19 protein-coding genes and 1 pseudogene are annotated in these 25,374 nt (G+C 60.9%); 13 read left to right on the top strand and 7 right to left on the bottom strand.

The window, feature by feature from the left end; genetic code table 11:
* The first annotated feature begins 500 nt into the window (after window positions 1-500).
* Window positions 501-1,922, top strand: a complete 1,422-nt coding sequence (locus GNK13_RS20805; RefSeq protein ID WP_164104523.1) for a TolC family protein — start codon at window positions 501-503, stop codon at window positions 1,920-1,922.
* Here GNK13_RS20805 and GNK13_RS20800 read toward each other — a convergent pair.
* Window positions 1,919-2,938 carry a sodium:calcium antiporter gene (locus GNK13_RS20800; RefSeq protein ID WP_164104521.1) on the bottom strand — a complete coding sequence of 340 codons (1,020 nt, stop codon included), beginning with the start codon at window positions 2,936-2,938 and terminating at the stop codon, window positions 1,919-1,921. The two genes, GNK13_RS20805 and GNK13_RS20800, sit on opposite strands and share 4 nt — an antisense overlap.
* Window positions 2,939-3,434: 496 nt before the next feature.
* Here GNK13_RS20800 and GNK13_RS20795 point away from each other — a divergent pair, with 496 nt between their 5' ends.
* Complete coding sequence (locus GNK13_RS20795; RefSeq protein WP_164104520.1) at window positions 3,435-3,614, top strand: hypothetical protein; 180 nt, start codon at window positions 3,435-3,437, stop codon at window positions 3,612-3,614.
* A 12-nt stretch (window positions 3,615-3,626) separates the two neighbouring features.
* Window positions 3,627-3,953, top strand: a pseudogene (locus tag GNK13_RS22155) (hypothetical protein); the annotation flags it as partial.
* Between the two features lie 358 nt (window positions 3,954-4,311).
* Here the strand turns inward: GNK13_RS22155 and GNK13_RS20785 are convergent.
* On the bottom strand, window positions 4,312-4,944 hold the full coding sequence (locus GNK13_RS20785) for a TolC family protein (protein ID WP_164104516.1): 633 nt from the start codon (window positions 4,942-4,944) through the stop codon (window positions 4,312-4,314).
* Between the two features lie 66 nt (window positions 4,945-5,010).
* The gene (locus GNK13_RS20780; protein ID WP_164104514.1) at window positions 5,011-5,289 is read right to left on the bottom strand and encodes a hypothetical protein; all 279 of its coding nucleotides are present in this window, start codon (window positions 5,287-5,289) and stop codon (window positions 5,011-5,013) included.
* 353 nt (window positions 5,290-5,642) lie between these two features.
* Between GNK13_RS20780 and GNK13_RS20775 the strand changes: the two genes are divergently transcribed.
* From GNK13_RS20775 to GNK13_RS20755, 5 genes are all read left to right on the top strand, one after another.
* On the top strand, window positions 5,643-7,418 hold the full coding sequence (locus GNK13_RS20775; RefSeq protein ID WP_164104513.1) for an efflux RND transporter periplasmic adaptor subunit: 1,776 nt from the start codon (window positions 5,643-5,645) through the stop codon (window positions 7,416-7,418).
* 97 nt (window positions 7,419-7,515) lie between these two features.
* Window positions 7,516-7,872: a hypothetical protein gene (locus tag GNK13_RS20770; RefSeq protein WP_164104511.1), complete on the top strand. Its 357-nt coding sequence runs from the start codon at window positions 7,516-7,518 to the stop codon at window positions 7,870-7,872.
* 75 nt (window positions 7,873-7,947) lie between these two features.
* A complete protein-coding gene (locus GNK13_RS20765; RefSeq protein ID WP_164104510.1) occupies window positions 7,948-8,418 on the top strand; it encodes a hypothetical protein in 471 nt (156 codons plus the stop codon).
* Window positions 8,419-8,689: 271 nt separating this feature from the next.
* Complete coding sequence (locus tag GNK13_RS20760) at window positions 8,690-10,165, top strand: PP2C family protein-serine/threonine phosphatase (RefSeq protein ID WP_164104508.1); 1,476 nt, start codon at window positions 8,690-8,692, stop codon at window positions 10,163-10,165.
* Window positions 10,162-13,860, top strand: a complete 3,699-nt coding sequence (locus tag GNK13_RS20755) for an efflux RND transporter permease subunit (protein WP_164104506.1) — start codon at window positions 10,162-10,164, stop codon at window positions 13,858-13,860. Before GNK13_RS20760 ends, GNK13_RS20755 begins: the two co-directional genes overlap by 4 nt.
* A 299-nt stretch (window positions 13,861-14,159) precedes the next feature.
* Here GNK13_RS20755 and GNK13_RS20750 read toward each other — a convergent pair whose 3' ends face one another.
* Window positions 14,160-14,633, bottom strand: coding sequence for a hypothetical protein (locus tag GNK13_RS20750; RefSeq protein WP_164104505.1), 474 nt, complete (start codon window positions 14,631-14,633; stop codon window positions 14,160-14,162).
* Window positions 14,634-15,141: 508 nt separating this feature from the next.
* Between GNK13_RS20750 and GNK13_RS20745 the strand changes: the two genes are divergently transcribed.
* The 3 genes from GNK13_RS20745 (at window position 15,142) to GNK13_RS20730 (ending at window position 18,793) form a co-directional block, all read left to right on the top strand.
* Entirely contained in the window at window positions 15,142-15,336 is a 195-nt protein-coding gene (locus tag GNK13_RS20745; protein WP_164104503.1) for a hypothetical protein, read from the top strand.
* A gap of 23 nt (window positions 15,337-15,359) precedes the next feature.
* Entirely contained in the window at window positions 15,360-15,779 is a 420-nt protein-coding gene (locus tag GNK13_RS20740) for a hypothetical protein (protein WP_164104502.1), read from the top strand.
* Between the two features lie 1,427 nt (window positions 15,780-17,206).
* Entirely contained in the window at window positions 17,207-18,793 is a 1,587-nt protein-coding gene (locus GNK13_RS20730; RefSeq protein WP_164104498.1) for a vitamin K epoxide reductase family protein, read from the top strand.
* Window positions 18,794-18,900: 107 nt separating this feature from the next.
* Here the strand turns inward: GNK13_RS20730 and GNK13_RS20725 are convergent, their stop codons facing one another.
* A complete protein-coding gene (locus GNK13_RS20725; protein ID WP_164104497.1) occupies window positions 18,901-19,305 on the bottom strand; it encodes a hypothetical protein in 405 nt (134 codons plus the stop codon).
* Between the two features lie 1,066 nt (window positions 19,306-20,371).
* Here GNK13_RS20725 and GNK13_RS20720 point away from each other — a divergent pair.
* Window positions 20,372-20,587 carry a hypothetical protein gene (locus tag GNK13_RS20720; RefSeq protein WP_164104495.1) on the top strand — a complete coding sequence of 72 codons (216 nt, stop codon included), beginning with the start codon at window positions 20,372-20,374 and terminating at the stop codon, window positions 20,585-20,587.
* Window positions 20,588-20,666: 79 nt separating this feature from the next.
* Here the strand turns inward: GNK13_RS20720 and GNK13_RS20715 are convergent, their stop codons facing one another.
* Both GNK13_RS20715 and GNK13_RS20710 read right to left on the bottom strand, forming a co-directional pair.
* Window positions 20,667-21,284, bottom strand: coding sequence for a c-type cytochrome (locus tag GNK13_RS20715; protein WP_203329173.1), 618 nt, complete (start codon window positions 21,282-21,284; stop codon window positions 20,667-20,669).
* A 169-nt stretch (window positions 21,285-21,453) separates the two neighbouring features.
* Entirely contained in the window at window positions 21,454-23,301 is a 1,848-nt protein-coding gene (locus GNK13_RS20710) for a glycoside hydrolase family 15 protein (protein ID WP_164104494.1), read from the bottom strand.
* Window positions 23,302-23,900: 599 nt separating this feature from the next.
* On the opposite strand from GNK13_RS20710, the gene GNK13_RS20705 reads away from it, so the two are divergent.
* Window positions 23,901-25,355 carry a TolC family protein gene (locus GNK13_RS20705; protein ID WP_235935373.1) on the top strand — a complete coding sequence of 485 codons (1,455 nt, stop codon included), beginning with the start codon at window positions 23,901-23,903 and terminating at the stop codon, window positions 25,353-25,355.
* Window positions 25,356-25,374: the final 19 nt, after the last annotated feature.

Genomic DNA, 25,374 nt, shown 5'->3' with positions numbered 1-25,374 from the left:
TGACGGACGATCCGGCTCGGATCCTCATTCCGTCACGGAGCCGAGTCGATGGAGCCTGAGTTCTCCAATTCAACGCCACGCTTCCGAGCTTTAGACAAACCGGTGCCCCTTGGCTTGCGGCGTGCAATCGCCGCGCCGGGCGCGGCCACAGCACAGGAGCAAAGACTGAGTGAACTCAGTCACGGTTTAGCCAGTGCGGGATCCTGAAGGCGTCCCGCAGACTGCAATCGGCCGGTGGCCGGTGAACTGCGGATTTGTCCTCGGTCCAGGAATTTCATGAAATGGCGACTGCAGTACGCCGATAGCGTGTAGGGACGCCGCTCTGGAGTGGCCTTTCCTATTTTGCGGCCGAACTCGGCCGAACTCGGCCACGGAGGGCCACAGCCGTGCCCCGCAACACGCCAGACACACCTACTGCCGCGAAGTGCAGCCGTACTCGACGAGCGCGGACCACCGCCGTGCGCCGCGGGGGACTCAGGTGGCTTCTGTTGCTATTGCCTATGGGCGGATGCGCTCTTCCCGGCCGGCAAACCGCTGATGCGATTCCCCAACCGGCAGTCGAGCCCACCGTCTCGGCGATTCAGCGGGCGGAAGAGGCTCAAAGTGGGGTAATGCTCGCGCAGTACCAAGGGCCCGCTACGGAAAGTGAATCGCCGGTCGAACTGGCCGAGGCTCCTGAACTGCTGCCGGTTCCGCCGGCTAGCGAGCTTTCAGACGACCAACTGGAGCTGAGCGAACTTGAATCGCTGGCGCTCTCTAACAATCCCGCCGTTGCCGAGATGCGTGCTCGCATCGAAGCACTACGCGGTCGGTGGGTCCAAGCGGGGCTACCTTTCAACCCCGTCGCTCAATACCAGGCGGACGAGATCGGCAGCGAGGGTGCGGCGGGGTTGCACAGCGTGGGGATCGGACAAACGATCGTGACGGCCGATAAATTGCAGCTGCGACAGTCGGTGATCGCGGCAGAGATCCAGCGAGCGGAGGCAAATCTGGCAGCAGATCGATTGCGAATCGAAACGGATGTGCAAACCGCTTTTACGATTGCCCTCGTTGCCCAGAGACGGGTTGAGCTTGCACAGCAGCTCCGTCGCATCGCCGCCGAATCGATCGAGGCGGTCAATCAATTGCTGGTGGCCGCTGAGGTGTCGCGAGTTGCCCTCCTGCAGGCTCAGACCGAACTCCAGCAGGCTGAGTTGACAGTCGAGACTTCGCAAGCCGCTCTGGCCGGCGCACGCCGCCAGCTAGCCAGCGTCGTGGGGGTCGTCGAATTGCCTCCAGCGACGCTTGTGGGCGACCTCGAGCGCGAGTTGCCCGAGGTGCCCTACGAGGCCGCACTGAGCCATTTGCTCGCCGCCAGCCCAGAGCTGGCTGATCGTGCGGCAGCGGTCAACCGAGCCCAGCGCTCTCTTCGCCTCGCCCACGCGGAGGTGGTGCCGAACGTCACGGGCCAAGTCCGAGTCGGATATGACACCGGTGCCGACGACACTTTCACCGGAGTTCAGCTCAGTCTTCCACTGCCCACTATCAACCGCAACCAAGGGAATATCCGGAGAGCCCGAGCCGAAATCGCTGCGGCGCAACTCGCTCAAGATCGCACCGAGTTGAATCTCGCCAATCGGCTAGCCGCGGTCCTACAGCGATACCAAACCGCCCGCATTCGGGTCGAGCGGTTGACCGAGAGCATCCTCCCGACAGCCGAAGAAAACCTCAAGCTGTCGCGTCAGGCGTTTGAGGTCGGTGAGAGCGATTACTTGCAGCTGCTGACCGCGCAGCGGACCTTGTTCCAGGTACGCTTGGACGCGCTCACCGCCACCGCCGACGCTCGGCAGGCCTCCGCTCTTATCGATGGATTTTTGCTGGAAGGGAGCTTGGATCCGAATCGGTTCGCGCCGAATCTGGACTTTGATCCAGGGCTGAACTAGCTGGCAGTGAAAATGTTTGGCACCCAAAAGATCACCACGGCGAGCCATGTGAGCAAAGCTCCGATAAACAAACCTAAATGCCACCGACGAAATCCGTGGGGCTCGCCGTGCCTCCCACTGAAGTGAATGCAAGTGGCATAGAGGAGAGGCATCAGCGCGACGAAAGACAGATTGACCCACATCAGTCGAAAATTCTCCACGGGCACAGTCACCAGTGCCAACGGCAATAGCGCCACGGTCAGCGTAACAGCGTGGTCGCCGATGACGCTGGTCACGCCACTGGTGACCTGACCGCTGCGAGTGACCTTCCAGGTGGCAAACAGTTCTGGCATTGCAGCCACTGGAGCGGTGATGAACATGCCCGCAGCGATCTTGGCCAGCCCCCACGCGGACGCCATCTGCTCAGTCGCACGGACCGCGAAATAGGTGCCCCCTGCGATGGCCGCGACTCCCCCCAGCGCCAGCAGGACCTCTTTCTTTTTCCACTCGACCCGCTCGCTGTCGGACCGGCCGCGAAGGAGTGCCTGCGCTGCGTAAAGAACGTAGGCCCCGACCATGATCCAACCATCCATCGGTTGCAGTCCCCGCCACTGAGCCGGCAGAGTGAGGACAGCCAACAGGCCGACGATCACGAGGTATGGCAGCGCCTGGACAGTGACCGCTTGCGGGTCCACCGCGATCCGTCTTTCGCGGCGGTGACGTCCGTGTTCCTCGTGATCGGGCAACTCCCGCTTCCGCGTTGCGATGTATGCAGTGCAGACCATCAGCGGAATGGCGATGATGTTGGATGCCAGCATCATCCCCAGACCGATATCCGCTACCCCGCGAATTGCACTCGCGGTGTTGATCCCCGTCTCGGGACTGGCGGCAGCAAGACCCACGATGCTGCCCCCGGCGGCGACAGAAAAACCCCACTGGCGGCGCAGCTTCTTGAGCGGACTCGAGAGCCGTTCAGCTCCCCAGTGTGCTGCCCACAGCGCTGCCAGCAGTACGACTCCCCACAGCAAAGTGATCACATCGGCTCCTCATTGCTTGCCTCCTGTGACGATCTCTGCCAGCCACAGCATTTCAGGTACTAGCGAGGGACTCGCTGCCATCGCGGACCGCCAAGCCAATCTTCGTCAGTGGCCATTGCAGCAGCGCCGTCCGCACTTTGGGACGGACGGCCACGACGACCCGCTGCCGTCGGTCAGCAGCAAGCGGCGGTCGAAGCTTCTGCGAAAAGTGCGCCGCTTAGAATGCAGGTCGCGGTCGCGGATGTACACGCTTTTCCTCACCCGGCCGAGGATAATCCGCTGATATGGGCCGCCGATGACGGCCGCGATCCTCTCTCGCCGCTTAGCGTAGAGACAAGCAGAATAGGGACGCCCCCGAAGTCTGGCGAATCTCTGCCGGACCGCCATGGGCTCGCGTTTGGGGTGGTAAAGTGGTGCTCGAGCGTTTGTTTAGCGCTGAGGCATCAGCCTGCTGCCGATCTACTTCGCAGCTCTGCCGGCCGGAGCGGTAGCGGGTTTGCTGCTGCCCGGCCTAGGGATGGCGATGGAAGGGGCCATCTGGCCTGTTGTTGGCATCCTGCTGTACTTCACCTTTCTCCAGGTACCGCTGCTGAGGTTTCGGAGAGCACTGGCGGATGTGCGATTTCTGGCCGCCATCCTGACGGCCAATTTCGTGTTTGTTCCCCTTGTCGTCTGACTCCTACTGTGGATGCTTCCCCCGTCGACAGCGATCCATCTCGGCGTGGTACTTGTTCTGCTGACGCCCTGCACGGACTGGATGAACCCGTTCACATTGCTGGGGAAGGGAGATGCCCACCGGACGCTGGCAGCCACGCCACTGCTGCTGATAACGCAAATCCTCCTGCTGCCCATCTTTCTGTGGCTGCTGCTGGAGAGCGACACGAGCCGGACGGTGGCGACGGAACCATTCTTGCAAGCGTTTGTCGGACTGGTCGCGTTGCCCCTCTCGCTGGCGTGGCTGACTGAAGGGTGGGGCAAGCGAGGCGAACGAGTGGTGAGCGGAATTGCCAGGTCCAGCGTCCTGCCAGTCGTCCTGCTGGCGTTGGTGGTGCCGGTCATTGCCGCTTCGCAAATTCAGCATATGCTGGATCACGCGAGCCAACTAACGCAGGTGACGCTGGTGTTCGTGTTGTATGTGGCACTGGCGGCGGTCATCGGGCGGCTGACGGTCTGGCTTTATTCCCTGCCTCCCAAATCAGGTCGAGGCGTGATCTTCAGCACCGGCACCCGCAATTCATTCGTGGTGCTGCCGTTGGCATTGGCTCTGCCTTCTGAATGCCGACTGGCCGTTGCCGTCATCGTCATTCAGGCGTTCGTGGAAATGCTTGGCATGCTGGTCTGTAGTGGCGGCGCTAAATCGCGCGCTGGAGTGGCTACTCTGGTGCACCGGCTACTTGCACAGGGCAGCCAACTGCACGATCGAGCCGCGCCAGTGTACCGGCCAGTGACGCTTCCATCCGTGCAACCTGCATCTGATAGACCAGCAGTTCCTGGTAGATGTCGATCAGGGTAAAGAAATCGACTCGCTCACTACGGTAATCGGCCGTGGCCAACTCCAGCGTTCGTTCAGTGCGTGGAATGATGCGCGTGCGATACAGTTCGATCTGTTCAAATACCGCTTCCGCCTCGGCCAACAGGCGGCGCAGGGTGCCGAGCAGTGCGTCCTCTTCCGCGTCTCGCCTTTGGGCCGTGGACGCAGTATTCGCTGCAGCCTCACGAATTCCAGCGTTGATCTTCTCTCGCCAGATCGGCAACGTGATCCCCACGCCGAAGTTGAGATTGTCGTTGCCATTGGCCACACGGCTGAGCGCGTCGTCCGCAGTGACGGCGGACCAACCGAGGCCGAGCTGGAAATCGGGATATCGTTGCAGGCAGGCCAGCCGCTGTCTTTCGCGATTCGCGGCGATCTGCAAGGCCAACGAACGCAGTTCCGGATTGCATGCCAATGCGGCCGTGATCAGCTGCTCCAATTGCCCCGCATCATCCGGGAGATCCAATTCGTCCACCGGCTCGGGCTGCAGTTCGAGCGGCAGCTGACTGCGAGCAAACGTTGTCCCGATGACGGATCGGTGCTAAGATAGCCGCATGTGGCACCCCGTTTTCCCGCGCCGTTTTCGCTCGCTGATCGTCGTCTGTCTGGCGCTCGGCATGACCTGCAGCGGGTTCTCCGCCTCGCTGGTCCGGAGTGCTGAAGCGGCGGGGGCTGCCAGCGCGACTCCGCCCGCGACCTGCTGCTGCGGGTTGGACGGCAACTGTGGGATGGGATGCTGCGTGGTCCAGGCGCCGGTGGCGCCCGACTCTCCTCCAGTCCGCGACTCGCGCTCCAGCGAGCGTGCGTCAAGCTGTTTCATGCTGAACTCCGAGTCAGGGTTGCCGAATTCGGGCCCAGGATCGGTTCCGCATGCACGGCACGCACTGCAGGCGGCCCACATGATCACTGAACCCTCTCTGCAACGGCTCCAGGTTCGTCTGGATATCTGATCTGGCGACCAGCGCGATTTCTGCGCGCACGGCTTTCCTCTGTCGCCCGTTTTCCGCTGTCGGCTCGCCGGTATTTTCGACCAGCTGAGCTACCAAACGCAGCATGCAGGTTTTCCTGCGGTCGCGGGAAAACCACGGTTAATCCGTCGTTCTCAAGGACGTTGTTATGCGCCCATTTTCTAGTCTTTTACGCCGTCATTGGGGAAAGTTGCTCCTGCTCTCCATGGTCGCAGTCGCCGTCGGCATCGTTCTGACAGTTCCGCAGGCTCGCACCCAGGCGGATGCGGTATGGCACAGGGCGGTGGCATGGGCCGGCTTCGCAGACGAGGCCGGTGACTCGGGCGTCGTCTATTGGTGCCCGATGCATCCGCAAATCAAGCGGAACGATCCCAATGATGTCTGCCCTATCTGCAACATGGCACTGGTGCCGCTCGTAGGCGGCGGGTTGGAGGCACCGGAACACCTGACATTGACGTCGCGCCAAATTCAGCAGGCGGGGGTCGCGACCGAACCGGTACTGCGGCGAAAGCTGCATCGCGAGATCGATACCACGGGCCGCATTGCCGCCGACGAACGGCGGGAAGCGAAAATCACCTCCTGGATTCGCGGCAAAAGCCGCATTGAAAAGCTGTACGTCAATTTCACCGGAGCGCACGTCCAGCAAGGCGATGTGATCGCCGAGCTGTACAGCCCGGAATTGATCGTCGCGCAACAAGAGTTCCTGATGGCTCGCGACACGTCGACCTCGCGATTGTCTGGAGTCGACCTCAGGAAATACGCCTCGCAGAAGCTGCGCGATCAGGGGATGACTCAGGAGCAGATCGACCGTCTCGTACAGACGCAGGAAGTGCTGGAGCGAGTTCCGGTCCACGCTCCCCTGACCGGCACGGTGCTCGAGCGACACGTCCAGCAGGGCGAATATATCGAGGAGGGAGAGACGCTATTTCAGATTGTGAATCTGGAAGAAGTCTGGTTGCTGGCGGACATTTACGAGGAAGAACTGCCGCTGGTTGACATGGGGCAGCAGGTGACCGTGACGGTGCCAAGTTTCCCGGGAGAGAGTTTTGAGGGAGTCGTCTCGTTCGTTGATCCGACGGTCCAGCTGGAAAGTCGTACGGTGCGCGTGCGGATCGAAATCCCCAACAGCGACGGACGACTGAAGCCGAGAATGTACGCCCGCGCCCAATTCCGCGCCGAGTTGCCGCAAACGCTAGCGGTTTCGGAGAACGCGGTGTTGTGGTCGGGGCAGCGGCAAGTTGCAGTCGTCAAGCTAGGCGAGGGTGCGTTTGAGCCCCGCGAGATCGAGATCGGCCTTCGATGGCTGTATCCAAGCACGAGCGAAGCCGCCTATCAGCCGGGAGCTGAACTGCAATTTGGCTCCGACTTCAAAAGATACCACCATGTCCTCTCAGGCCTCAGTCCGGGCGAAGAAGTGGTCACCGCCGGAGCCTTCCTGCTGAGCGCCGAGAGTCAATTTCAAAGTGTGCTGACGAAAATGCTCCCCCCTGAGGAGCGGTCGGCGACGCTGGAGGAAGCGATTGGCGAAGAGCTGGCGAAGGACATCCGTCAGTTACTGAACCGCTACTTTCATCTGAGCCAAGCGCTCGCCGGTGACAAACTGGACGAGGCCGTCGCGGCGTTCGCGGCGCTCGGCGAAGCGGCCTCGACGCTGGCCGTGCAGGCCCACGAGAATCAGGTCCCGGAACTGACGGTTCTGTCCGAGCGGATTGCACGCCAGGCGGACGAGATCGGCAATCAACCCCCAGCCGATTTGAAAGAGGCACGGTTCCACTTCGGCCGGATCAGTCGGCAAATGGTCCAGTTGCTCGCCGAGAACGGTGGACAGACATTGTTTGGCGAAGATGTATTCCTGTTCCGCTGCGGGATGTCCAAGGTCGGCTATGAGAATTGGCTCTGGTGGAGTGAAGAAAAGCTGAACCCTTATATGGGACAAAAGATGTTGACCTGCGGAAGCCAGCTCGATGTGTTGGAGCCGTAGGTGCCGGTTTTTTGGTTCAAAGCTCTTTGATTCGGAATGTGAACGCGTCGATGTCGGCGCGTTCGTGACAGGTTGGAATTAATAGGAGATGAGAGAGATGCGAAGTCTGACGATATCCGCGGCGCTGCTGGCGATGATGGGATTGGCTGTAACGACCTTCTCGGGTTGCGGTGCAAATGACGCTGCGGTCGACCAGAGCCAACCGATTGAGACGGCTGTGCAAACGGACGTGGACCCCGAGGTGGCCGCTGAACTGGCCAAATTGCCTGAGGTGGACCGCCAGTTGGCTGCAGCGCAGCGCATCTGTCCTGTGGCCGACGGGCTGTTGGGATCGATGGGAACCCCCAAGAAACTGACGGTAGAGGGGCGTGATGTGTTTATCTGCTGCGAGGGTTGTGAAGAGAAACTACGGAGCGATCCGGAGAAGTATTTCGCCAAAATCGACAATCAATAGGAAGACGCCGAAGCCCTGCGTTGGGGGTTCGGCGAGGTTTTGGAGACGGATTCGGTTTTTGATAGGAGTTTAAGGATGCGTTATTTCGCGATTGTTTTGTCCGCGTGTGCCGCGGTCGCTTTCCAGGCTGCCGCCTTCGCTCAGGAAACTGGCGAGGATGAGGCCAAAAAGAAGCAGCAACTGCTGGTTCAGGCGCAAAAGATTTGCCCGGTATCGGGAAAAGATTTGACCAGCATGGGCGGCCCGATCAAAGCAAAGATCGGCGACCAGATCGTCTTTCTGTGTTGCAAAGGATGCTTCGGTCGTGATGTCCAGGAGCAGCATTGGGCGCAGATCCAGGCCAACCGGATCGCGGCCCAGGGCAAATGCCCGGCGATGGGCAAGTCGCTACCGGAGAAGCCTGCTTCGACGGTCGTTGATGACCGACAGGTTTTTGTCTGTTGTCCACCATGCACCAGAAAGATCGAAGCCGAGCCGGAGCAGTATCTGGCCAAGGTCGACAAGCTGCTCGAGGAGAATCTCAACCGTAACGCCTCCCAGAGGTAGAGCGGCCGCTATTGCAGACGTCACAGCCCGTGGGATTCTCACATCCCACGGGCCAGAGGGTCAGCGGCATGGATCGCTCGCGAATATACGCAGCAGCTTAGTAAGAATTTGGCACGAGCCGTAAGGATCACTAATGATCGATCAGCAGGGGCGACAAGAGCCGCCCACCAGGCCACGAGGGAGCCGTTTTTCGGCCCTGCGGTCGCTCTTCCGGAGAGGAAAAAAGCCGCCGACACTAGGTGTTCAGCTTCTCGTAATCGTCAATGGTGCGATGGCGATTCTTCTTGTCGCGTTCCTGGTTCTCGACTACCGCCGCGAACTGAGCGACCGATTAGAGCAGAAGCGAATTGCGCTCCAGGAGGAAGCGAAGACGATCCTCCCTGCCGTGTCACGCCTGCGACCCGGCGGCCTGGACGCAGTGCAGGAGTACCTCGACGCGGTCTGCCGCCAGATGCATGACGCCGAGTCGCCCGGGCACCACATTACCGTCGATATAGGTGCCGCGGTCATTCAATCGACCGCACACGGACGCTCCTCCACAGAGATGTTTCAGGCCATGCAACAGAGTCTGGCCGCGCAACAATCTGCAGGGCTGGGAGAGCACGATCTGGTCGTCGGCAGCGCTGATGAGGGCGATGCGACTGTCTATGTCTCGGAGGACGTGGCCGTTCTGCGGCGCGCCGTTTTCGGCCAAGTTCTATGGCGTCTGGTGGGGATTCTGGCGTTAGGCGTGGTAGCCGCGGTTGTTGCCAGCACGGTCCTGCTACGAATGGTGGCCAGGCCAGTAAGCCGGTTCGTCACAACGGTGACCGCGATTTCTGAAGAGAATTTTGAGGTCCATTTCCACAGCGCAAAAAGCCGAGAACTAGCTGCACTGGCCATTGCGATCGAAGCGATGAGCGAACGCCTGCAGGCGACGGCCGAACAGCGCCAAGGAGAGATGGCCAAGGCACGAGAAATTCAGGAGCATCTTCTCCCTACCTCTGCGGTAGTGCCCGGAGTCACACTTGCGGCCCTCTACCGCCCGGCCGCCGATGTGGCTGGCGATTACTATGACATCTTACCGCTTGCAGATGGCAGCTGGATTCTCTGCGTCGCAGACGTATGTGGCCACGGCGTACCTGCGGCCATGAGTGCGGCCATGCTGAAGGCGCTATTGCTGAATGCGGCGGAGCACCATGTTGCACCGGGGGAACTGCTGAAGTTCATTAACAGCCGATTCGTAGTACTTTCTCCGCCCGGCATATTCGCCTCAATGCTACTCGTCCGCTGGGAACCCCAGCGAGGGGTGCTCCAGTACGCCAGCGCAGGCCATGAACCCGGCTTGCTGCTCCGCAGTGACGGCACGATCACAGAGCTGGGTGCCACAGGTTTCTTGTTGGGTATCGAGTCGGAGGCATCGTGGTCCACGGAGGAGTTTTCTCCTCGAGCTGGTGAGCGTCTTCTCGCCACTACCGATGGGGTGGCTGAAACTTGGAGCCCCCGGGGGGAGCTTTTCGGTAGAGAAAAGCTTCAGTCACTGGTGCGGAACTCTGGAGCGGAGCCCGTAGAGGAAACGGTGGGGCGGCTCAACAGAGCGTTAGTTGATCACCAAGGCAGCAGCGCAACGACGGACGACATGACCATTCTGGTGGCGGAATTCGTCACTAGCGCGGTTCCAGCCGGCGCTGCTAACCAATCACCGGAGGCGGTAGCCCTGGGCGGCGGCAGGAACGCTAGCGAACGAGAACAGGGTATGCTGCATTGATCGCAAAGTTCATCGGCTGGTGTATCGACAATCGGTTCATGGTCCTCACGCTCGCAGCCATTTTGACGGCTGTCAGCGTATGGGCCACCTATACGATTCCGATCGACGCCATCCCCGACCTCTCCGATGTGCAGGTGATCGTCTATACGCCGTGGGAGGGACGTGATCCGCAGACGATCGAAGATCAGGTCACGTACCCACTGACGACGACGATGCTGTCGGTACCGGGCGTGGCGGATGTGCGAGGCTACAGCTTCTTTGGCCTCTCATTCGTCTACGTGATCTTTGATGACGGGACCGATATGTACTGGGCACGCAGCCGAGTGCTGGAGTACATGAACCAGGTGCAGGGACAACTCCCCGAGGACATCACACCGCGGCTAGGGCCCGATGCGACAGGTCTCGGATGGGTCTACATCTATACTCTCGAAGATACAAAAAACCGGTACGATCTTGGCGAACTACGGGCGCTTCAGGATTGGTACGTGCGCTACCAACTGACATCGGTACCGGGCGTGGCGGAAGTGGCCACGGCCGGCGGTGCGGAACGGCAGTACCAGGTGACGCTCGATCCGCGACGGTTGTTGCTCTACGGAATTCCGCTTGAGCGAGTGACTCATGCAATTCAGAATTCCAACAATGACGTCGGCGGCCGTGTGGTGGAGATCACCGAGACGGAGCATATGATCCGTGGCCGCGGTTACATCCAAAATGTGCAAGATCTTGAGCAGATCATGCTCTCGGCCACCGAAGACGGGACGCCGGTTCTTTTGGGCGATGTCGGCGATGTGCAAATCGGCCCCGACATCCGGCGGGGCATCGCGGAAAAGAACGGCACTGGAGAGGTCGTCGCCGGAGTCGTCGTGATGCGCTTTGGCGAGAACGCCCTGACCACTATTGAGGCGGTGAAGGAGAAGATCCGAGAGATTGAAGCGGGATTGCCCGAGGGGGTCGTCATCCGTTCCGCCTACGACCGCAGCCATCTGATCCATCGCTCGATCGAGACGCTCAAGCACACGCTCATCGAAGAATTGATTATCACGACCATCATCGTGATCTCATTTCTGTTTCATATTCGCAGTGCGTTGGTCGCTGCCGTTGTCTTGCCGCTGGGCATTCTGATGGCGTTTTTGGCCATGAAGCTGACCGGTTTCAACGCCAATATCATGTCCCTTTCCGGGATCGCCGTGGCAATCGGCACGATGGTCGATTCGTCCATCGTGGTCGTGGAGAATCTCCACAAGCGCAAAGAGCGGGAACCGGATGCTGATCATTGGCAGCTGGTGAAGTCATCAGCCCAGGAAGTCGGCCCAGGGCTGTTTACCGCGCTGTTGGTAGTGACGGTAGCCTTCCTACCGGTGTTTGCACTCGAGGGACAAGCCGGACGACTGTTCAAACCGCTGGCGGCCACCAAGACTTTCGCGATGGCGGCCGCGGCGCTAATCGCGGTGACGGTGATCCCGATCCTGACCGGACTGTTCGTCCGCGGACGCATTCCTTCGGAAGAGAAGAATCCGCTGAACCGCATGTTGATTTGGATCTACATGCCTCTGATCCGATTCGCCCTTCGCCACAAATTCATCAGCATGGCGATCGCCTTTGCGCTGTTGGCGGTGACGGTCGTCCCGTGGACGAAGACGGGCAGCGAATTCATGCCGCCGCTCCGCGAAGGAGACATCCTCTATATGCCGACCACCGTCCCCGGACTCTCGGCGACCGAAGCGCGGCGAACGCTCCAGATCCAAGATCAGATGCTGGCCCAGTTCCCCGAAGTGCGAGTGGTGCTGGGCAAGATCGGCCGCTTTAACACGCCGACCGATCCAGCGCCGCTGTCGATGGTCGAAACGCACGCGGCGCTCCGTGCGGAGGAGGACTGGCCGTATCGATTGGTCGAGGAAGGCTATCTGAAGGAACGGGCAGCGGAGATGCTGGCCGATCTGGAGGCGGGGGGCTTTGCGACGGGCCAGGGCGAGGAACTCGATCGGAAGACAATCGCCACCCAGCTCGAGGGCATGACGCGGGCGGAGGTTAATCGGCAGACGCGATTGGAGCTGATGCAAGCACTCGACGAGCAGATGCCAGAAATGCGAGAGGCCTATGAGCAGCACCGGAGTCAGTTGATCGAGCGAGGAGGGAACCCGCTGACGCGGTTCGACGAACAGGGGCTGGAGGATCAGTGGACTGCCGGAATATTGAGGCGAGCCATGGGGGAAATCGGCCCGCGGCTTCCGAAGCGAATCGTCGCTCAGGCCAGCCAAGACCTCGTGGAGATTCTCGGCTCTCAGGGCGGCATCGCGCCGGCCCTCCAGGACGAAGCGATCTCGCATCTGCGGAACACCTGGACCGGGCGCATCGAGGCCGCGGAGATTCCCTTGGTCCAGACGACCTTTGCGGAGCTGACCAAAGGTGAGATGCAACGGGAGATCAGCATTCCGGGGATGCCTAATTGGTGGCTGATGCCGATCGAGACGCGGATCGGGATGCTGACGACCGGCATGCGGGGTCTGCTGGGACTGAAGCTCTACGGCACCGACTTGGATGGTCTGGCGGACGTTGCCCAGCGAATCGAGGACGTATTGAGGGATGTGCCGGGTACAAACAGCGTCGTCGCCGAGCGGGCCATGGGAGGCCATTACCTCGACATCCACGTCGACCGGCAGGCGGCGGCCCGGTACGCGCTGGAGGTGGGGGACATCCAGCGAATGATTGAAACGGCGATTGGGGGGATGAATGTTGCCACCACCGTCGAAGGCCGCTATCGCTTTCCCATCAACGTCCGTTATCCGCGTGAGCTGCGAGACGATCCAGAGAAGCTCAAGCGAATTCTGATCGCCACACCCAGCGGCACCCAAATTCCGCTCGGCCAGGTCGCCGAGATCCAATTCGCCGATGGGCCACCGGTCATCAAAAGCGAAGCCGGCATGCTGCTGGTAAACATCCCGGTCGACATCGAAGCCGGCACGGATATCGGCAGCTACGTCAACGGCGCGCAAGCGGCGATCGACCGGGCTATCGCCGACGGCGAGTTGGCGATCCCGCCCGGTTACTACATGCAGTGGAGTGGTCAGTATGAGTTTATGGAGGAGGTCCGCGAGCGGCTGAAGATCATCATTCCGATCACGTTGGCGATCATCTTTGTGCTGATCTACTTCAACATGAAGAGCGTCACCGAGACGCTGATCACGATGATGACCCTGCCGTTTGCATTGATCGGTGGCGTCTGGGGCATGTATTTATTGGGGTACAACTGGAGCATCGCGGTCGCGATCGGGTTTATCGCGCTGGCTGGATTAGCCGCCGAAACCGGGATCATCATGCATGTCTATCTAGACCTGGCCTACAAGAAGCACCGCAAAGAGAAAGGTCGGCGACTGACGCCGAAAGAGTTGCAGGCGGCGGTCATCGAGGGCTCAGTGCTACGCGTGCGGCCAAAATTGATGACCGTCTTAACTGACTTTATCGCACTGATGCCGATCCTCTGGGCCACCACGCCGGGAGCCGGACCGATGAAGCGGATCGCGATCCCGGTGATCGGAGGCGTGATTACCTCGGCGATCCACACGCTGATCCTCATCCCCGTCTATTACACACTGCACAAGCGGTGGGAACAGTGGCGGGAGTCACGGCAAGAAGGAGCACCAGTCTCCGAAGCAGAGCCAGAGGATCAGTTCATGATGGAGGACGAGTGGTCCTGAGGCAGTAACACCGTTTGATTCCCCAGCGAGGCAAGTATGGCCTGGACTAGAATCCTCCTCCTCGCAGTTATCGCCCTGATGTTCCTCTGCTGCGGCGGCATGGTGGTGATGGCTTGGAAGCGCAGTGGGCCACCCGATGAGAAGGACAGGAAATGAGTCTGCAGTCATTATGACGCTTCAAACCGGCACGGTGATCGCTGAAGACCGAGCGCCCGAGCAGACCGGCTGGTCCAACTCGCGGCGCGTTCCATGGCAGCCGGACGGCTTGCGACGCCGCCGGCGGTTCCGCACTGCTCCAATCAGTTAACGTCCTGGCCGTCGTTGCCCTGTCGCTCCTTCATCTTCTGCATCATCTTCATGCACATTGGGCACATCGCGCCCTTGGCGTTTCCGGTCCCCTCTTTCCTCTGCAGTTTCGTCAGCTGCATCGCGGAGAGCGGCCCCGAAGGCGCTTCCTCAAGCTGCTGGCGCTGCTTCTCCGTCAGTATCTCCCGTGCTCGCTCGCGGGCCTCAGCAGTAATTTCCTCCAGCTTTTCCTGTTGTTGCTCGGTCAGTGCCAGCGAGTCCTCCTGGGCCAGCAACACGGCTGGGGTATCGGCGTACAAGTGCACCGGCTTGATCGCCTCCATCATCGGGCACATCATCATCTTGCCCTGCTGCTCGGCGCTCGCGCCGCCTTCCTCTGCGTTTTGCGCAACCGCCTGAAAGCCGAACGCAGCGCTCGCGATCACGCTCGCCACGGCAACGGCCCAAAAGCTGTTTCTGTCGGTCATCGGACTGCTCCTGTTTCGCAGATGAAATGCCTGGTCGGATTTACCCCGTGCGGCCAAGCGGTGAGGCGAAAGTTTGCGGCAATCGGCGCGCCGGTGAAGCTCCACTGGATTACGTATTCCCACTGCCCCTCTGCACAGCCATACATCAAATGCAGGCGACCCCGACATCCGCTGGTAGGCCATTTTCGATATCGCTGGTTTGGGACGGCGATTACGCAGCGGGAGGGCAAACCGGGGCGGTTGCCGAACGTAATATGCGGCGCGGGAATTGCCGTGGCAGTACGACCCACCGGTTCGCCGCTGCTCTAGCGTTTGAGGCCCAATCGCCATCAATACAACTCTGCCGAATCGGTACGCTCGACGGGCGCCAGTCTCGCCGCCAGGGACTGTCATGGGCTGGAGATGCAAGCAAACGCTGAGTTGCCAAAATGCTGAGTTGCCAAAATGCTGAGCTGCCTGACACGGAATCTGTAATGATTTCATACGCAAAGCTTGATCGGGGTCCGAAATGAACGGTGAAATGATGGGCGATGGGATGATGGAAGGTGGCATGATGATGACATGCATGATCGCCACGACTCTCTTTGTGCTGATTGTGCTTGTGACGGTTATTGTGCAGGTCGTCCTTCAGGCGAAAATACTGCGGGAGCTACGGCGGATTCGGTCAGAACCTGCGGCAATCAGCTCGAAGTCAGGCAGGTGAGGGGAAAACGAAAGAAGTGGGGTATGCGGTGGCTGCTCGCAGCCTTGGTAACCCTGGTGCTGCACTACAGCTGGGAAATGCTGCAGGCACCGCTGTTCACCGACTTTGTCGGGATGAGCGTGTGGGAACACGCTTGGCCGTGCTTCCGCGCGGCGCTGGGGGATTTGGCAATTGCCGCGGTTAGTTATGGGATGGCCGCGCTGCTCGTATTTCGCGTCGGCTGGCCGTTTCAGGACCGCTGGTCCGTGCCCTTTGCGATTTGTGTTAGCTGCGGCCTAATAGTCACAGTCGGCTTTGAGATCTACGCACTGGCCACCGATCGCTGGGCGTATGGCCCTCGCATGCCCATAGTGGCGGGTATCGCTCTGGCTCCCCTGCTGCAGTGGCTGGTGGTGCCCTCGCTGACGTTGCTCACTTTGCAGCGAGTGGCTTCGCTTGACTGATTACCCACGGGCGGCCTCCCCGGAGGTCTGAATGGTTGGGGTTTGCTTCGAGCCCCCCGATCGCCGCCCGGCGTGGCATGAGGCTTGCGGCAACAGCCGAAGGGACGCGTTTTACGAGGAATCGGATGATCAGGCCTTCCGACCATCAAAGCGAGCCGGCTGAAAGAGAGCAGGCCGAGAAGACATCAGCGGCTGGCGAACAGGGGTGCCGCATCATCATTCCCGGCGAGCCGAGGAAGCGTCGCGGCGGCCAAATTCGACAGGGATTGGCGACTCGTGGAAATACAGCGGACGTCTGACGTAATTTCCTGGCTGCTGAAACCCATGCCCACCGCAACACGCATCGGTTGGATCGACCGAGGTAGCCTGCGGCCATCGGTCTGCCGGACCGACGCATCCAAAGGTTCAACGGCATGCGGGCGATGGGAGCCGCCTCAGATGAGGCGGACCTTCCCGTGCACGACCGCTGGGAGACCGACGGAGCGCGCAGGCCCACCCAAACTGGTCGCGCTTTCGGTTTGGCGGCGCGACCCGTCATTCTCGATTTCACATCCGAGCAAAGGGGGCAGGGCGGCACGTTCGCACGCCGACCTGAATTGAAAAGCACGCTGCGAGGCTGCGTGTTCGGACCGACCTCTGAGCATCAACCCCAAAACCGCACTCGCTATCTTATAGCTCACTCAACGCGACTAGCTGCTTGCCCCGGTGCCGCCATCCACATGCCGCCATCGCCAGCAGGTGGGGCGAAACTGGGTTTGACGAAGAATCAAGCTGCTGCCCCTGCCATGCGGCGGCACTCCTTAGCACACTGCTCGCACGCGTCTGCGCACCGTTGGCAGTGATCGGCCTCGTGATCGCGGCATTCAGCCCCACAAGCTTCGCAGACATCCGCGCAGATTCGGCAGATTTCCTGCATGAACCTGGAGCCTCTGCTCATGAAGGCTGCGGCAGTCCAGCAGATCTCTGCGCATTTCTTATCCAGCCGTATGCATTCCGCCATCTTCGCAACGTCTTTCTCATCCAGGCAAGCATTTCCGCAATGTTCACATTCCTGAGCACAGCGAATACAGGCCTCAATACATGCTTGGTGTTCTTGGTGGGTCATCGGAATTCCTCAAAGTAGAAGCCGGAGGCAATTGTTCCAAGCGGTGAGCACCAGCTCCCCAATGCCTGAACAGCGGGTGCAAGCGACATTCCGAAACAGCACTAGAGGATTTGGGCTGCCCCATCCATTTTCCGGTACACGCAGCATGAGAGTTTGAAGACCAGACGGCGCCTCCAGACGCGGGAGCGCGGCATACAAGTTGCTCGCGCCAAAGTGCTTGCGACAGAAGTGCCTTCAGCTCATGCGGCCAGCGCGGTCGTTGTCGGGCGCGTTGTGTGGCTCGCCACCCGCTCACGTTTATGTCAGCCCCAGAGGGACGCTCATGCCTCAGCACGAACATGATCAGCAGGAGCCGCAGACAGGCCACGGTTCCGGAGCAGATGGCGGCCATCGATCCCAGGGCGGAATGGGGGAGCGCGGTGCGACCCGACCGATGGAATTGATGCACGGCGGACATGGCGACCACTCCATGAGCCAAGATCAGCGGCACGAGATGCTGAAAATGCATCACAAAAAGACGCTGTGGATTTACTGGATGCTAATCGTCCTCGGGCTGTGGCTCCTTACGTCACCGTTCACCTTCGGATACTTGAACGAAGACCTGTGGGTGGACCCGAGCGGCGGTCGCGGCGCGTGGTTCAGCGACCAGCCGCACACGGCCCTGCGGGCTCAGCTGATGGTGGCCAGCGATCTTCTTAGTGGGGTCGCGCTGCTGGTCCTTGGGTGGCGGTCATTGCGGCCAAATCGGCCTGTCAGCATGTGGGGATGCTGCTTCATCGGAGTCTGGCTGACGGTGGCTCCGATCGTTCTCTGGGCTCCGACGGCCGGAGCGTATCTCAACGACTCGATTGTGGGAGCGTGGATTGTCGCGCTGACAATCTTGATACCCGGCATGCCCAATATGATCATGTACATGCAAATGGGGCCCGCTTCACCTCCGGGATGGAGCTATAACCCGTCAAGTTGGCCTCAGCGGTGGATCATGATCGCGTTAGCCTTTGCAGGCTGGATGGTTTCCCGTTATCTCACTGCGTTCCAGCTGGGCTACATCGATTACGTCTGGGACCCGTTAGTGGGATTCACCCAAGGCACAAAGAAAGTGCTCAATTCCGGCATGTCCCATGCCTGGCCGATATCCGACGCAGGCTTGGGGGCCATCTCCTACACGATCGAGTTTCTGATGGGCTTTATGGGCAGCTCCGCGCGGTGGCGAACCATGCCCTGGATGGTGACGTTCTTTGGGATCTTAGTCATCCCATTGGGGCTGGCTCATGTGATCCTTGTTATTTCTCAACCGGTGCTGGTCCATCACTGGTGTGCGATGTGTCTGCTGGCCGCTGCGATTATGCTGCCGATGATTCCGTTGCAAGCTGACGAAGTCGTGGCGATGTTCCAGCACCTCAAACAAGCCCGCCGCCGAGGCGACCGGGGAGGATCCTTGTGGGCCCTCTTCTGGAAGGGAGGCACGGCAGAGGGATGCGAGCCAGACGAGCGTTCGCCGGAGTTGGTTGAATTCGCCGAACGCCCGGGGCAAGTTGTGAAGTCCTCGGTCTGGGGGATGAGTTTCCCCTGGACCTTAAGTGCCGCCACGCTGGCCGGGGCATTCCTGATGCTGGCTCCCAGCTTCTTTGGCATAGATATCAAAAGTGTCGCTGCAGACATCGGCCATCTCGGCGGAGCCTTGATCGTCACCGTCTCGGTGATTGCGATGGGCGAAGTCGTGCGGATCGGACGCTATCTGAATGTCTTGATCGGTCTGGTCGTGGCGGTTGGAATCTGGTTCGCCGAATCTTCGTCTGTCGGATATGCAGCGACGGCGACTGTGTTGGGGATTGTCGCAATACTGCTATCGATTCCGCGAGGTCGAGTGCTGGAGCGGTACGGTGCCTGGAACCATTACGTCCGCTAGGGCCGGCACGGGGGCGATTTAAGACGAATCGCGTGGCAGCCGCTGTCTTCTGCAGCGGCTGCCAGCGATCAGATTACCGGCTACCAGGACCAGTTTCCGGACGAGAGCTACGCTCCGGACTCTTGGCTTTCACCCTGTGCAGCTTCACTGGCGGGGGCATGATCGTGGTCATGGTCGCCGTGGTCATGGTCCCCGTGATCGTGCCCTTCGGCCTCCGAGGCTTCTGCGAACTTTTCTGCTTTCTCCTCTTCGCTCAGCGCATCCCAATCCTCGGGGCAGCCGTCACAGCAGAAACCGACCGTCTTTCCGTTCCACTGACGAGTCAGTTCGGTATCTAAATCGCCACCCATGATCGGGCACGACTTGTTGGCAAAGCTGACCATGGTTACGTCCGCCGCATCTGTCTCCGCCTCGCTGGCAGTGGGAGTCTCTAAGGTTCCACAGCCGACCACGGAGAGCCCGAGGGTGGTGGCGGTGAGCAGAGCGAGTACTGAAAATGAAAAGGTACGCATGGTAAATTTTCCTGCAAAAGAGATGGAACATATAAGAGTGCACCCGAGAGTGCAGAGATTCAGCGGGGTAACCGCACTGGCGAAAGCTTCAAGTCCCGCCTGAAGCATAGACTCGCGACGTATGTTCTTCGTGATTGCGGACTGCTTGCGACCTGTGAGGAACGCAGCAGAGCTACCGCGGAAGCACAGCACGCGATTCAGCGAATCAGATCAGCCAAACGCAAAGATGACGCTGTGCAAAGTGCGCAGCGTGAGGACGCGTGCTTGCAGAGACGCGTTCGCTAGCTTGGAGACCGGCGTCGGCGACGTATGCGGGCCACCACTCGCCGGACAAGCCGATTTCCCAACGATCACTGTCTCGCGACCCGTGGGGGGCGGGCTGGCTGCCTGGTTGCGGGACTGGGTTGCAGGAGCAGCTGTCGACCGAAGCAGTCAGCAGGTGTGCGTGGGTCGGTTCGGATTCTGGAAACCACGTCGCCTTACTGGGTGCTGCCTCTGAATGCCCGCACGAGGGCGTCGCCTTGGTTGCGCGAGCCCTTTCGGCAGCGCGAGCGTCCTCGGCAGGCGCGGACTCGGTGCAGCAACGGCAAGGCCTCTGCGACTTATCGTCAGTACAGCAGCGGCAGCTGTCACTCGCGATACTGCGAATCCTGAACTGGGCGCCGCAGGCATCGATCCCCGCCACGGCCATAGCAAACGGCTGGAGCACCGTCGCGATGACTAGCAGCGGAGCGAGGACGCTGCGGAGGACTGGTGGGAAATGCATCGCCGGATTACTGCTGATCACGAAGCGTTCTTTGCCACTGCGGCGTCAGCACATGATTGCGGCGCCCCAGGGCGAGTTCAAGGGTATGTCGCACGAGGCAGGCGTCGAGGAACAGGATTGAGCGGTCTCCATCGGCACAGCAGTTGCCTCTGGCGTGTGACTGGATTCCAAGATGGTGAGCGATATCGCAGGAGAACAACCATGGCTCAGACACCTAGGCATGAGCGGTGGCAGCATTGGCACTGCGACTTATGCTCCCGATTCCCCGAAGTCCAGCACCTCCAGGCGGAGGAATGGCCCGTGAGTCTGGCGGTCGCGGTGGAAGATATTTTCGCCGATCCAAGCCGGCCGGAATCAGAGCGATTGACGAAGGCAGAACAGGAAGTTCTCACGCACTATACGAGAGGCCTTCCCGCCGGCAGGCGCGAAGAAGTGCAATTGTGTCTCGCCGAGGCCGTGCGGCTTCAAGTTCAGTACGACTTCGAACACTGGAAGATTGACGCCAGCGTTGCGTGAGCCGTCCCTGATTGGGAGTTGATTGTGCTCGTGCGTCGAACCGGCTTTCTCCGGTGAGTTGCCGGATCCATCGCTTCCTTTAGTGGTGTCCCTCACTCTGGTCCGAAGCGTCGTTCCTCGCACCTCCGTGCCGGTGTCCCTGTTCCACAGCCTCTCGCAGGACATCTCGTTGGTCCGCGGTAAGATCCGAAAGCTGGCGAACGAAAGCAACAATCCGCCACACATCTTCGTCACTGTGGGTAGGACCAAAGGCCGGCATGCCTGTCATGCGGATACCATGTTTGGTCAGCCAGTATAGTTCTCCGTCGCTCCAGTCAGCCAAGACGGTCGAAAGCTCCGGCGGATCGGGGTTGAGCCCTCGGGCAAATTCCTCCGGCTCAATTCCGGGAGCGCCGTGGCAGAGAAGACAGGTGTCGCGGAAGTGCATCATTCCCGTTTCGATGGCGGCCGGATCACCGGTGAACGGGTTTTCAGACTCCGGGGCCCGGAGCGCCGCCGAGGCGTTGAGGGATAGGCTAGCGACGCTGCGTTCGATCGGCCCTGGTTCCTGCGTCGCTCCCATGTTAATTACGCCTGTAGCCAGCACCAGGAGCGGCACGATGACAGTGACGAGCACTCCCACCAGTACTCCCAAGCCGAAACTTTTTCCCGTGCTGCGTTTTGAGACGCTTCTTTCTCCGCTGGTCGTCTGATCCATGGCTTGTGCTCCCCGCGGTATACCGCGTTGCTGCTACGACCACCTCGTTTCTTTACCGGCTGAGTGAGTCCCCAGAGCTTCCGGCGAACGGCACGGCCCCTATCGCACGCAACTCTGGTACCGGTGAAGACCCACCGGCGCATCGGAGGCAGCGAAGCTTTGCGCGCGATTATGCACGCTCTGCCTCGGCGATATGAAGTGCCGCCCGGATGAGGCCCAAGTGGGTGAATCCCTGAGGAAAATTCCCGAGTAGTTCACCGCTGTCAGGATCGATTTCCTCGGCGAGGAGTCCGAGATCATTTGCGTATCCGCAAATGTGTTCGAACAGATCCTTGGCTTCCTCAACTCGCCCGGCTTGTGCCAGATTGCTGACCAGCCAAAAGCTGCACAGGGTGAAGCACCCCTCTCGGCCCGGCAGCCCGTCGTCGTTGAGGTAGCGGTAGAGGAGGCCATGGTGGCCGAGTTGTCCACGAACCTGCTCAACGGTCGAGAGGGACCGAGGATCGGTCGCAGGCAGGAATCCCACCAGCGACATCGTCAACGCGCTAGCGTCCACCGTCGTGCTCCCAAAGGATTGGGTGTAGGCGCCAACGCTCTCGCAGTAACCCTCGGCGACGATCGCCTCTCGAATCTGCTGACGTTCGCGCCGCCACAACTCGAGGTTTCCCTCCAGCCCTACGTCTTCGGCTAGTCGCAGGGCCCGATCCAGCGCGACCCAGCAGTACAGTTTGGAGTACAGGAAATGCCGCGGCTCGCCGCGCAGTTCCCAAGGCCCGTGATCTGGCTCTCTCCAGCCGCGAGCGGCACAGTCGGCCAGTTCCCGGAGGAGGTTCCAGAGCTGAGGGCGGACGGGGCGCGGGAGGCGTTCCAGACACAGGACGACCGCGTCGAGGGCATGACCTTCCGCATCTCGCTGCGTCTGAACGGCCGCAGCATTGCCGATCCTCACCGGACGGGAGCTGCGATAGCCTTCCAGGTGATCCAGCAACACTTCGTCGGGCGCAGGACCGCCGTCGACGCTGTACATGATTTGCAAGCCGTCTTCGCCTGCTCCCCACAACCGCTCCAGCCAGGAGATGAATTGCATCGACTCGTCGTGGTAGCCGAGCTGCTGCAGGACGTCGAGCATCAAACCCGAGTCGCGAAGCCAAGTGTAGCGATAGTCCCAGTTGCGGGCACCGCCGATGGTCTCGGGCAAAGATGTCGTCGGCGCTGCGACCAGCGCTCCGGTCGATTCATAGATCAGTAGTTTCAAAACCAGGGCGCTGCGGTGGACGAGCTGCTGGTAAGGCCCCTCATAGCGAGCTGCGTCGAGCCAGTGGTGCCAGTAGCTCGTCGTGCGTTTGAGCTCCACTTCCGCGTCTTCCGCGGAAAACTGCATCTGATCGTCCGAATCTCGGGCCGGGCCATGGCTTAACACGAGCCACATGCAGTCGCCCTGTCCGACCGTCTGCCGACCTAGGAGCGCATCGGAACTCCGGCGGAGGGGAACCGGACTGCGGAGATTCAGCGATTCGTCGCCACTGCGGGCGATTCCCCCGGACCCGTCGGTTTCAAGTTCCGCATTGGCGCGAGCATAGTCGAACGTCGGGCGCAGCTCGACTTCGAGTTCGACTCGCCCCGCCACACCCTCCACTTTTCGCAGAATGCGATGGGGGAAAACTCGCTCGCCGTTGGTCTCTGACGGAGCCGGCATGAAATCGCTGACTCGGACCTCGCCATCCGCCGAGCGAAAGGTCGTGGCAAGAATGTTCGTCCCGTGCACGTAGTTCCGCCTGGTTTCAGACGGCGTCGTGGGCCCAATCCGAAAGTAGCCGCCGCGGCTAGCGTCGAGGAGTCGACAGAAGACCGCCGCGCTGTCGAACCGCGGCCAGCAGCACCAGTCAATCGAACCGTCGGAGGCTACTAATGCGGCAGTTTGCCCGTTCCCGATGATGCCATAGTCTCCGATCGGTCGTTCCACGAATTTCTGTCCATTCGCCATCTTCAGGGCCTCGTCGGCTTCTGTCGAATTCACCAGCGGTCGTGGCTCCCCGTGAGTATGTCCGCGAGGAAGTTGCGCGTTCGGTTGCCGCTATCTCGCAAGCACCGTGCCACCTCTCGTTCCCAGTCCAGTACCCCGGTTTGCCGACACGGCACCGTCCGGCTTCATCGGTCAGCCGACCGCTCGTCTCGCCCGCAGCGCGGTGGCGTCTCAAACGCTCGGCGGCTGGTAGCTCCGAACCCCGTCGCGCTTCCAGGCTATGTCCGGTCAGCGAAACTGTGCGGGCGGCGGCGGTTTTTCGGGAGATGGCAGTTACACCTACCCGAAGAGAAGGCTGGGAAGAATGAAGCGGCGTCGGTTGCCATTGCCATCGGCTCGATCCGATCCGTCGTCTGCCCGGGGCGCCGGTCATAGCAGGTGGGAGTCTGAACATGAAAACGACACCGCGTCGCCCGCAGGCTGTTAACCCGCCTGCCGCCACAGACCGCAGACTCCGACTGCAAGTTTTCCTCCACCTGATGTGGGCCGCCGCAGCAGCTGGCGGTTGCAGTGCGCCTCGTGCTCCGGAAATCATCCCCCTCGCAGTCCACCCTCCGAGCCAGACGGGTCAGACGAGTGCGGAGAGGCGCGCAGTGTTGGGCAAAAGGCCTTCCTTCGAGCAGCCGAGCCTCCAGGCTGCCTCGTCCGAGTCCGATCTTCTGCCCGACGTGCAAGTCGCGCCGGTCAGCCACGTCGTCGAGGCCAAGCAGGTCGTTTTCGACCAGTCTCCGTCGGACGAACGACCGCCCCGCAATACCGAGGAGCCGGACGCCGATGATGGCAATGAACCGGAGCCCGTCCAGGTCCCCACTGCGGTGCAGGATGCACCCGCTCCGCAACCAGTGGAGTACTACATCGCCCGAGCTTTGCAGTCGCATCCTCGCCTCGCGGCGGCCCGCCTACGGGTCGCGGCCGCCACCCAGGAAATTCCGCAGGCCCGGGCGTTATCCGACCCCACATGGAACAACACGTTTTGGCCGATCGAAGACAATGCCTTGCAAACCGCGGGCGGGCGGATTGCGCATCAGATGATGCTTCAGCAGCAGGTGCCATGGCCGGAAAAGCTGCGGGCTCGGGCGGCCATCGCCAGCCGCGAAGTGGGGATCGCGCGGGCCGAGTTAGAGCAGGCCGAACGGGAGATCACCGAAGCGGTTCGGCTGGCCTACTACGAACTGTGGTATGCGACCGAGGCGATTGCGGTCGTCGAAGACAACCGGGCGCTGGTGAGCGACCTGGTGACACTCGCCGAGACCCGCTACCGCACCGGTGGAGCGCAGCAAGACGTGCTGCGGGCGGAGTTGGAGGCTGAAAGGCTCGAGGACGAACTGATCCGACTTCGCAGCCAGCGCACCGCTGCCCAGGCCGATCTCGGTGCCTTGTTGCAACGACCCCTGGAGCTGGCACCCGAACCCGTGCGGGAGCTCAACCTGCCGGAGAACGCCGGGGAGTTGGACCAGCTGGTTGACGCCGCTCTCGCCTGTAGTCCAGAGCTACGAGAACTGGCGTGGCAGATCGCTCGGGACCGCGAGCGTGAGCGACTGGCCTGCCTTCAACGGTACCCCGATTTCCAACTCGGCGTCGGCTGGTCGGCGGTGACCGAAGACGACGCACTCAGCGGTGTGGCAAACGGCAACGACAACCTGAGTTTCATGCTCGGCATGACGCTGCCTGTTTGGCGAGAAAAGATCGATGCGGGTGTCCGTGAAGCGGCGGCAAACCGGGCGGCCACCGCTCGCACGCGTGAAGCGGAAGAAGATGCGATCTACGGCAGAATTCGCCGACTGCTGGCTGAAGCGGAAGGCCTGTTCCAACAGCTCGAACTCTATCGCACACGGATCATTCCGCGGACCGAACGAACGTTGCAGCTGGCGACGGCCGACTACCGCGGCGAGCGGGTCGACTTTTTCAGCTTGATCGATATCTACCAAGAGCTGCTCGTCTACCAGGTGCAGATCGCGCGGATGGAGGCCTCGCTGGCCGGCACACTGGCGAGGCTCGACCGGGCGGTCGGCTGTCCGCTGCCGACGCGGAATGCTGTGTCCGAGTGAAGCCTAGATAGCAACAGAA

The organism is Candidatus Laterigemmans baculatus, from assembly GCF_010367455.1.
Lineage (GTDB): Bacteria > Planctomycetota > Planctomycetia > Pirellulales > Pirellulaceae > Laterigemmans > Laterigemmans baculatus.
This window is presented reverse-complemented; position numbering and strand designations above follow the sequence as displayed.

Coding starts and splice junctions, on each gene's coding strand:
- GNK13_RS20805 (WP_164104523.1), top strand. CDS start 501: ATGGGCGGATGCGCTCTTCCCGGCCGGCAAACCGCTGATGCGATTCCC.
- GNK13_RS20780 (WP_164104514.1), bottom strand. CDS start 5,289: ATGAAACAGCTTGACGCACGCTCGCTGGAGCGCGAGTCGCGGACTGGA.
- GNK13_RS20775 (WP_164104513.1), top strand. CDS start 5,643: ATGGTCGCAGTCGCCGTCGGCATCGTTCTGACAGTTCCGCAGGCTCGC.
- GNK13_RS20770 (WP_164104511.1), top strand. CDS start 7,516: ATGCGAAGTCTGACGATATCCGCGGCGCTGCTGGCGATGATGGGATTG.
- GNK13_RS20765 (WP_164104510.1), top strand. CDS start 7,948: ATGCGTTATTTCGCGATTGTTTTGTCCGCGTGTGCCGCGGTCGCTTTC.
- GNK13_RS20760 (WP_164104508.1), top strand. CDS start 8,690: ATGGCGATTCTTCTTGTCGCGTTCCTGGTTCTCGACTACCGCCGCGAA.
- GNK13_RS20750 (WP_164104505.1), bottom strand. CDS start 14,633: ATGACCGACAGAAACAGCTTTTGGGCCGTTGCCGTGGCGAGCGTGATC.
- GNK13_RS20745 (WP_164104503.1), top strand. CDS start 15,142: ATGAACGGTGAAATGATGGGCGATGGGATGATGGAAGGTGGCATGATG.
- GNK13_RS20740 (WP_164104502.1), top strand. CDS start 15,360: ATGCGGTGGCTGCTCGCAGCCTTGGTAACCCTGGTGCTGCACTACAGC.
- GNK13_RS20730 (WP_164104498.1), top strand. CDS start 17,207: ATGCCTCAGCACGAACATGATCAGCAGGAGCCGCAGACAGGCCACGGT.
- GNK13_RS20725 (WP_164104497.1), bottom strand. CDS start 19,305: ATGCGTACCTTTTCATTTTCAGTACTCGCTCTGCTCACCGCCACCACC.
- GNK13_RS20715 (WP_203329173.1), bottom strand. CDS start 21,284: ATGGATCAGACGACCAGCGGAGAAAGAAGCGTCTCAAAACGCAGCACG.